This window comes from Romboutsia sp. MSSM.1001216sp_RTP31141st1_G3_RTP31141_220114, from assembly GCF_039031195.1.
Taxonomy (GTDB): domain Bacteria; phylum Bacillota; class Clostridia; order Peptostreptococcales; family Peptostreptococcaceae; genus Romboutsia_C; species Romboutsia_C hominis.
The window spans coordinates 1-5,898 of the sequence record NZ_JBCIUO010000038.1; the positions used below are offsets into that span (position 1 = coordinate 1).

A 5,898-nucleotide genomic window follows, 5' to 3' on the forward strand; every position below is an offset into this window, starting at 1 on the left:
GCATCCGTATAAGAACATCATCCATAGCCTGTTTTATCTCTTCCCTGTTGGCTTTGCCTATATCCTTTGACTGTACCAAGTTCCGTTCTCTGGCTATACTGTTGGCAGCTTCCGTAGCTCTCTTCCCTATCCAGTTATCCTGGTATAGTTCTCCCGATAACGACACACGGTTTGCCAGTATATGCAGGTGGGCTTGCCTGCGGTTCTTCTCCGTTCCGCTGTGCTTCACAATGATGTACTGGTGGTTCATCAAACCCATGCGCTGCATGAAGTCATTACCGAGCTTCGCCCAGTCCGCATCGGTCATGCCTGCACTTTCTTCCACTGAAGGGCTGACCTCAAACCGAAGGCAGTTGTTCTTTACGTTCGGAAAATCAACAAAGTAAGGTTTCATCTCCTGCACCATATCTTCGCCTGTGCAGCCGAAAAGCTCATGGCGGTGTATCTCGGTGGCTGCTGCCTCTCCGTTTATCTCTTTGGCAAGGTCGTACTCCAGTGCTGCCGTGCCATGAGATATGCTCTTTCCTTTTGCTATCATCGTGAAAGTATCTTTTTAAGTTCATTGATTAGTGCCTGGTTCTCCTCGAACACTTCCCTGTACTGGCGCCCACCGAAGTAGTTGTTCAGACGCTGGAGTGTTCCTTTCAGTCGGGCTATCTCCCGAAACAGTTCCCTTTCTTCTTCCGTGTACCTCTCCTTGGGTCGTCCGCCCAGTGCGAGTGTACGGCAGTACTCCGATATGCTGATGCCGCATCGGGCTGCCTGTTCCGCAAGTGCCGCCTTTTCAAGTGCCGTGCAGCGGAATGTTATCTTCTCCGTTCGATTTACTTCCATGTCGCAAAGGTAATCTTAAAATCCTTTTGAGCAAAGCGAGAAAGGCAAGAATGTCCGACAAGGACACTTCTTGCTATATATACACATTCCGCATGGGAATACACACAGCGCTAACACACTGCATAGCCACACACTTTTTTTTCTTTTTCCCTGCCATTTCCACAACGGAACACGGAGAGCGGTCAAGGGTTCGGAGTGTGGAGTTACCTTTGCAGACCGAAAAGAGAAAAAACACAGTTCGCTTCACTAACGCTGACTGGTCAAAGGATACCCTGTTCAGATATGATTTTTTTAAGAATAGATACACTTACGGTAGAGAAGTCTGACTTATCATAGACATCCACAAGATAAACACGACCTTCACTCTCCGATGCACAAATCGTGTATGTGATAACACGTGCTCCCCCAGACTTACCCTTTCCCTTAGAAACAATGGCAAGTCTTATTTTACGGATACCTGGGCTCAGTTCATCCCCCTGCATGGGGTTCTTTTCCAATGACTCGATAAAATCCTTCATGTCAGCCTTAAAAGACTTATACCTTTTTGCAAGGATTTTCGCTTCCCTCTCAAAATGTGGGGTGGTCTTTACTTCAAAGCTCATCAAGAAATGCGTTTGCGCTCTTGGCTGGCTGCTCACCAGCTTCGATTCGTTTCACTTCATTCAAGCCCTCTCTTATTCGAGTGGCTATTTTTTCTTCTACGGACACTGGCACCAATTTAAAATCACCGATACGTGAAGTCAGAAAGACGGATTCTCCCTGAATAGCACGAAGAAGGGTCGCTGTCTGATTCGTCCGAAATTTGCTCAATGGAATTACTTGCATATATCTTAAACTTTTTGATTGTGATACAAATGTAACCATTGTCACCGATATTGTAACCAAATTAATATACTTTAACACGCAAAAAAAAGCTTCAATAACCGCACAATCCCCCAACCCCCTTACGAGGGGGCTTTGTCTTTGTTTTCCCTATTGTTCTTCATCCGTTTTTCCGAAAGTTGAGAAGCAATCTCAACCTTATGAGCCTGTTTCTATCTTAACATCGACTATCTATGTCCTATCCTCGCGCGCGCGCATTATGCGAGAAAAACACCCTCTAAGTACGAGATAAAGAATACTCAAGTACGAGATAAAGAATAAAAATTAACACTCTAAAAACGAGGTAAAGAATAAACAGTACGAGTTTCATTTGTTAAACTCGTACTTAATTTATATCTTTGCAGAAAACCATAAAAGCACACTTATGAAACCAACAACTTACATTGATTGGGACGGTCTGAAAGATATTCCGTTCTTCTACTGCGATACAAAGGAAGATGAGGAAAACAAAGACTTCGACATATACTATCAAGGGAAACTGGTGCTGCATGACTACAACCATTGCGGACACTACCTCTACACAGCTGCTGTGCTGTTCAGCAGAATCAAGAATAAAACGGCAGACTGGGTGAACCTGCGCAACCTTTGGATTCTGCGTGATTGCGTGCGTGAGAACTATAATCACGGCATAGGGGTGGACGACATTATCTTTGGAGAGAATTTTGATGGCGAGAACCTCAATACACTCACACCGCTTACTAAGAAACGCTTCGATTATTTGTGTAAGCGGATTAAGGAACTTGACCCATACGCAACAATCTAAAAGAATACCTATGAGCGAAAACCTACCAAACAAAGCCATATTTCAGTCCTACATATGGACATGTGCCAAATACGATTTCAGTCCTTACGAAAAGCGTATCATATATCGTCTTATCGAATTTGCCCAACGATGGTTGGAAGGTATTAAAATCAAAGACCACATGCACAAGATTGAGCCGTCTGACTGTGGGGTGAACATCACCATGCCTGTAGCATCCATTCTTCGAGACGAAGATGACCACAACTATGCCAAGGCTAAAGCTGCATTCACATCGCTATCTAAGAAAGGGGCTGAATATGAAGATGATAAGATTTGGTTCTATACAGCCATCATCGAACACCCTAAAATAGAAAAAGGCACAGGTATTGCTACCTTTCATGTCTATGACCCTATCTGGAGAGCCGCACTTGATTTTACGAAAGGGTTCAAGAAATACGAACTCATAACAGCCATGAAGTTTAAAAGCGTCTATGCCATGCGATTCTATGAGCTGATGTCCGGACAAACCAAACCTTTGTTTGTGTCGTTAGAGGGGTCTGACGGACTTCGCGAAAGGTTTTGCTTGCAAGGAAAGTACGAAAGAGTTAATGATTTCAAGAGATATGTTATCGATGCAGCTAAAAAAGAACTTGATGAATCCTCTCCATACTCCTTTGTCGCTAAGGAGGAAAAGGAAGGAAAGAAGGTCATTGGCTGGACCCTATTCCCTGTATTCTTTGAAGACAGAGAAGACCCTGCACTACAGGAACAGGCGCGCATGGCTAAAGTTACGGCACGGCTCCAGCTGGAGAACAACGTATATGACTACCTCAAATACTCCTTTGACTTCAAGTCTGATGAAATCAACAAGAACAAGAAAACCCTTATCGAGGGGCAAAACCGCATCCCGGATTTCATAGGGTTCTTGGGAGAATTGAAGAAAGGCGCACGCTTTGCAAACAATCCCAAAGGGTATGTAATCAATGCCATCAAAATCAAACTGAAAGAAGTGTAATTCAACATAAAGCTATTACAAAAATGACAAAAGCAGACTTAGTACAAGAGATTTCAAAACAAACCGGGATAGACCGGGATGAAGTTTTAATGATAGTGGAAGCATTCATGGAAACTGTGAAATGCTCCCTGTCGATGGGGAAGGAAGTCTATCTCCGTGGCTTCGGCAGTTTCATCGTCAAAAGACGTGCTGAAAAGACCGGACGCAATATCGGTCAGAATACAACCCTGATTATTCCAGCTCATGATATTCCGGCTTTCAAACCGTCAAAAGAGTTCTCAAATAAAATCAAGAAAGAGGAATAAACAGATTTTTTGGGTATCTTTGCATACCCAAACGAAAAGTGGAAACTCTGGAAGCATTCCCGAGTATATTAAAAAGCCGGATCCAGCATACCCATGCTGTTCCGGCTTTCAATCATATCACTTTTAAGGTATGACTAATTAGTCTTTTTCTTCATTATACGGGTAAAATTCAACATATTCTTTAGACATGAGTGGGTCGTTCAATTCTCCTGTTCTGTCGTAGAATGAGAAGATTTTCTTATTCAGCTCTTTAATATCCCAATAATGACTACCACCAAAGTATAATACGCTAAAGTTAGGAGTGGCAAAAGACCATCTTCCACGAATCTCACCTTCTTTTTTGTTCCCATCTTTATCAATCTCTACATTAGTTCGTGTATATGTCCCATCTTTATCAAAATTCCAAATAGATTCCCAAGAGCTACCATCTTCATACTCTTTTTTCCCACCAGTCCAAGTTATATCACATATTAGTGCGATTATGCTTTCTTCTCCACTGCTATAATAACCCTGTTTCTCAACACAACAGGGAAGAAGCAGCATTTGTACAACCACTGCAAAAAAAACAATTATTCTTTTCATAATTAACATATTAAATCATGCAAATATAGAATTTTTTTTGTAGTTTTGGCTCTATAACCCCTTAAAAGAATATATATGAAAAAATTATTAACAACAACTTTTGCCATGTTGACTGGATTATTCCTTTTCTCATGTAGTAATGAAGAAATTACAGAACCAGTCGTTAGTAATACCGCAACAGATATGGAAATCCTATCCCGTTTTGTGGATGTGAATGAGTCTACTGGAGAGTATTTTATCAATGAGAACAAAAAGACAAGGGCTTTATCTTATGTAACCGGGTCCGATTGGAAAGATTTAGAAAAAGTCAGTCCTCTAAGCATTGAAAAATACAAGCAAGAATTACAAGCTTTAAACGCACAAGTAGCAGAAGCCATAGCTGACCCTAATGTCGCATATATGGTCTATTCTACAGGAAGTAAAACATTTGTAAGAAAAGTAAAAGAGAATGTTGACTTCGACTTTGATATATCTGAATATGCAGCACTTGGGACAAGAGCTCCACTTCCAACACTAAGCATTAATGGGGGTTCTCAAAGCACAACAGGTTCTTTTAAAGATGCCAGTCGTACCATCAACATGGAAGTAAGGTTAAACGCTTCGATTCAGTTCAATTATTATTTCTTTGAAGTATTAAGCCCTAATGCAAAACCTGACTATGACGATAACATAACTACACCAGAAAGTGTAGCTTTTAGCGGAACAGGACCACTATCAAACACAAGATTTGTTTGGACGGCTTATTGGGATGCCCAAGACCAAAATGACAAAATGTTTAAATGGGAATTCAAAGGAAAAGGCACAACCCCCTCTTTCGGATTTATAGCAGATTGTACATTCAGCAAATAATTATATTAGCGGACGCTCTAAAAAGCGCCCGCTTTTTTTATTTAGCATTTTGCTCCTGCTGAAAATATTCATAATACCTCTTGTAGTTATCCCTGTCCTTGGCTGCATCCACCCACAGATAACACATCAGACAGGCGAACAATAGGGAAAAAACAGCACAAAGGATTGAATACATGGAAACGTTCTTGTCCACATAGCTGCCATTTTTCATTCTGTTTCCCTGCCGTTCAAAGTCCGCCAATACGTTTTTTAGGCGATTTTCAGCACTTTCAAGGCTTCCCCTGTCTATTTCTACCTTTTTGGTTGTTGCATCCTCTATGCGCTTCGTATAAGCTTCTACACGCTTCAATTCTTGAAACACAAGTTCTACCGCAAGCTGCGGATTTACTTTGGGCGTGGTGTCCTTTCTCTTTCGGGGGCTGTACTGCCCCTGCTTATAGGTGTAATCCTCCGTCTTTGGGTTTGAGGGTGTTTCCATAATTCCTGCTGATTGAGTTATACTTCAATTTTTTCTGTGTCTTCTCGATATGGGCAAGCGTATAGCCTTTCCCTATCTCGCTTGCCTTGTATTCCGTTCCGCTCCGGGCTTTCACGTAGTAGCCGTTAAGTTTGCCGGTGCTTGCCCTGGCTTCCCGAACTTTGAATCCCAGTTTGCCAAGTTCCTCTTGGAATTTGGCAAGGTCAAAGCC

Annotated in this window: 10 protein-coding genes; 4 read left to right on the plus strand and 6 right to left on the minus strand. The window is 42.0% G+C overall.

Features of this window, described 5'->3' with window-relative positions:
* From ABCP60_RS15540 to ABCP60_RS15550, 3 genes are all read right to left on the minus strand, one after another.
* A partial coding sequence (locus ABCP60_RS15540; protein WP_343102145.1) for a relaxase/mobilization nuclease domain-containing protein occupies positions 1-538 on the minus strand: 538 nt, incomplete at its 3' end.
* Entirely contained in the window at positions 535-834 is a 300-nt protein-coding gene (gene mbpA, locus ABCP60_RS15545; protein WP_343102146.1) for a mobilization protein MbpA, read from the minus strand. The genes mbpA and ABCP60_RS15540, both read right to left, overlap by 4 nt.
* 591 nt (positions 835-1,425) lie before the next feature.
* Entirely contained in the window at positions 1,426-1,773 is a 348-nt protein-coding gene (locus ABCP60_RS15550) for a hypothetical protein (protein ID WP_343100917.1), read from the minus strand.
* A 307-nt stretch (positions 1,774-2,080) separates the two neighbouring features.
* Here ABCP60_RS15550 and ABCP60_RS15555 point away from each other — a divergent pair, with 307 nt between their 5' ends.
* Genes ABCP60_RS15555 through ABCP60_RS15565 form a run of 3 tightly spaced genes read left to right on the plus strand, consistent with a single transcriptional unit; the run spans position 2,081 to position 3,778 of the window.
* A complete protein-coding gene (locus tag ABCP60_RS15555) occupies positions 2,081-2,479 on the plus strand; it encodes a hypothetical protein (RefSeq protein ID WP_009123694.1) in 399 nt (132 codons plus the stop codon).
* A gap of 10 nt (positions 2,480-2,489) precedes the next feature.
* Positions 2,490-3,473 carry a replication initiation protein gene (locus tag ABCP60_RS15560; protein WP_343102147.1) on the plus strand — a complete coding sequence of 328 codons (984 nt, stop codon included), beginning with the start codon at positions 2,490-2,492 and terminating at the stop codon, positions 3,471-3,473.
* Between the two features lie 23 nt (positions 3,474-3,496).
* Positions 3,497-3,778: an HU family DNA-binding protein gene (locus tag ABCP60_RS15565; RefSeq protein ID WP_009123696.1), complete on the plus strand. Its 282-nt coding sequence runs from the start codon at positions 3,497-3,499 to the stop codon at positions 3,776-3,778.
* A 138-nt stretch (positions 3,779-3,916) separates the two neighbouring features.
* Here ABCP60_RS15565 and ABCP60_RS15570 read toward each other — a convergent pair whose 3' ends face one another.
* Positions 3,917-4,360 carry a hypothetical protein gene (locus ABCP60_RS15570; RefSeq protein WP_032591120.1) on the minus strand — a complete coding sequence of 148 codons (444 nt, stop codon included), beginning with the start codon at positions 4,358-4,360 and terminating at the stop codon, positions 3,917-3,919.
* 399 nt (positions 4,361-4,759) lie between these two features.
* Between ABCP60_RS15570 and ABCP60_RS15575 the strand changes: the two genes are divergently transcribed.
* Positions 4,760-5,209: a hypothetical protein gene (locus ABCP60_RS15575; protein ID WP_343102148.1), complete on the plus strand. Its 450-nt coding sequence runs from the start codon at positions 4,760-4,762 to the stop codon at positions 5,207-5,209.
* 37 nt (positions 5,210-5,246) lie between these two features.
* On the opposite strand, the gene mbpC is transcribed toward ABCP60_RS15575, so the two are convergent.
* The gene (mbpC, locus tag ABCP60_RS15580; protein ID WP_009123699.1) at positions 5,247-5,687 is read right to left on the minus strand and encodes a mobilization protein MbpC; all 441 of its coding nucleotides are present in this window, start codon (positions 5,685-5,687) and stop codon (positions 5,247-5,249) included.
* A partial coding sequence (locus tag ABCP60_RS15585; RefSeq protein ID WP_343102149.1) for a relaxase/mobilization nuclease domain-containing protein occupies positions 5,644-5,898 on the minus strand: 255 nt, incomplete at its 5' end. The genes ABCP60_RS15585 and mbpC, both read right to left, overlap by 44 nt.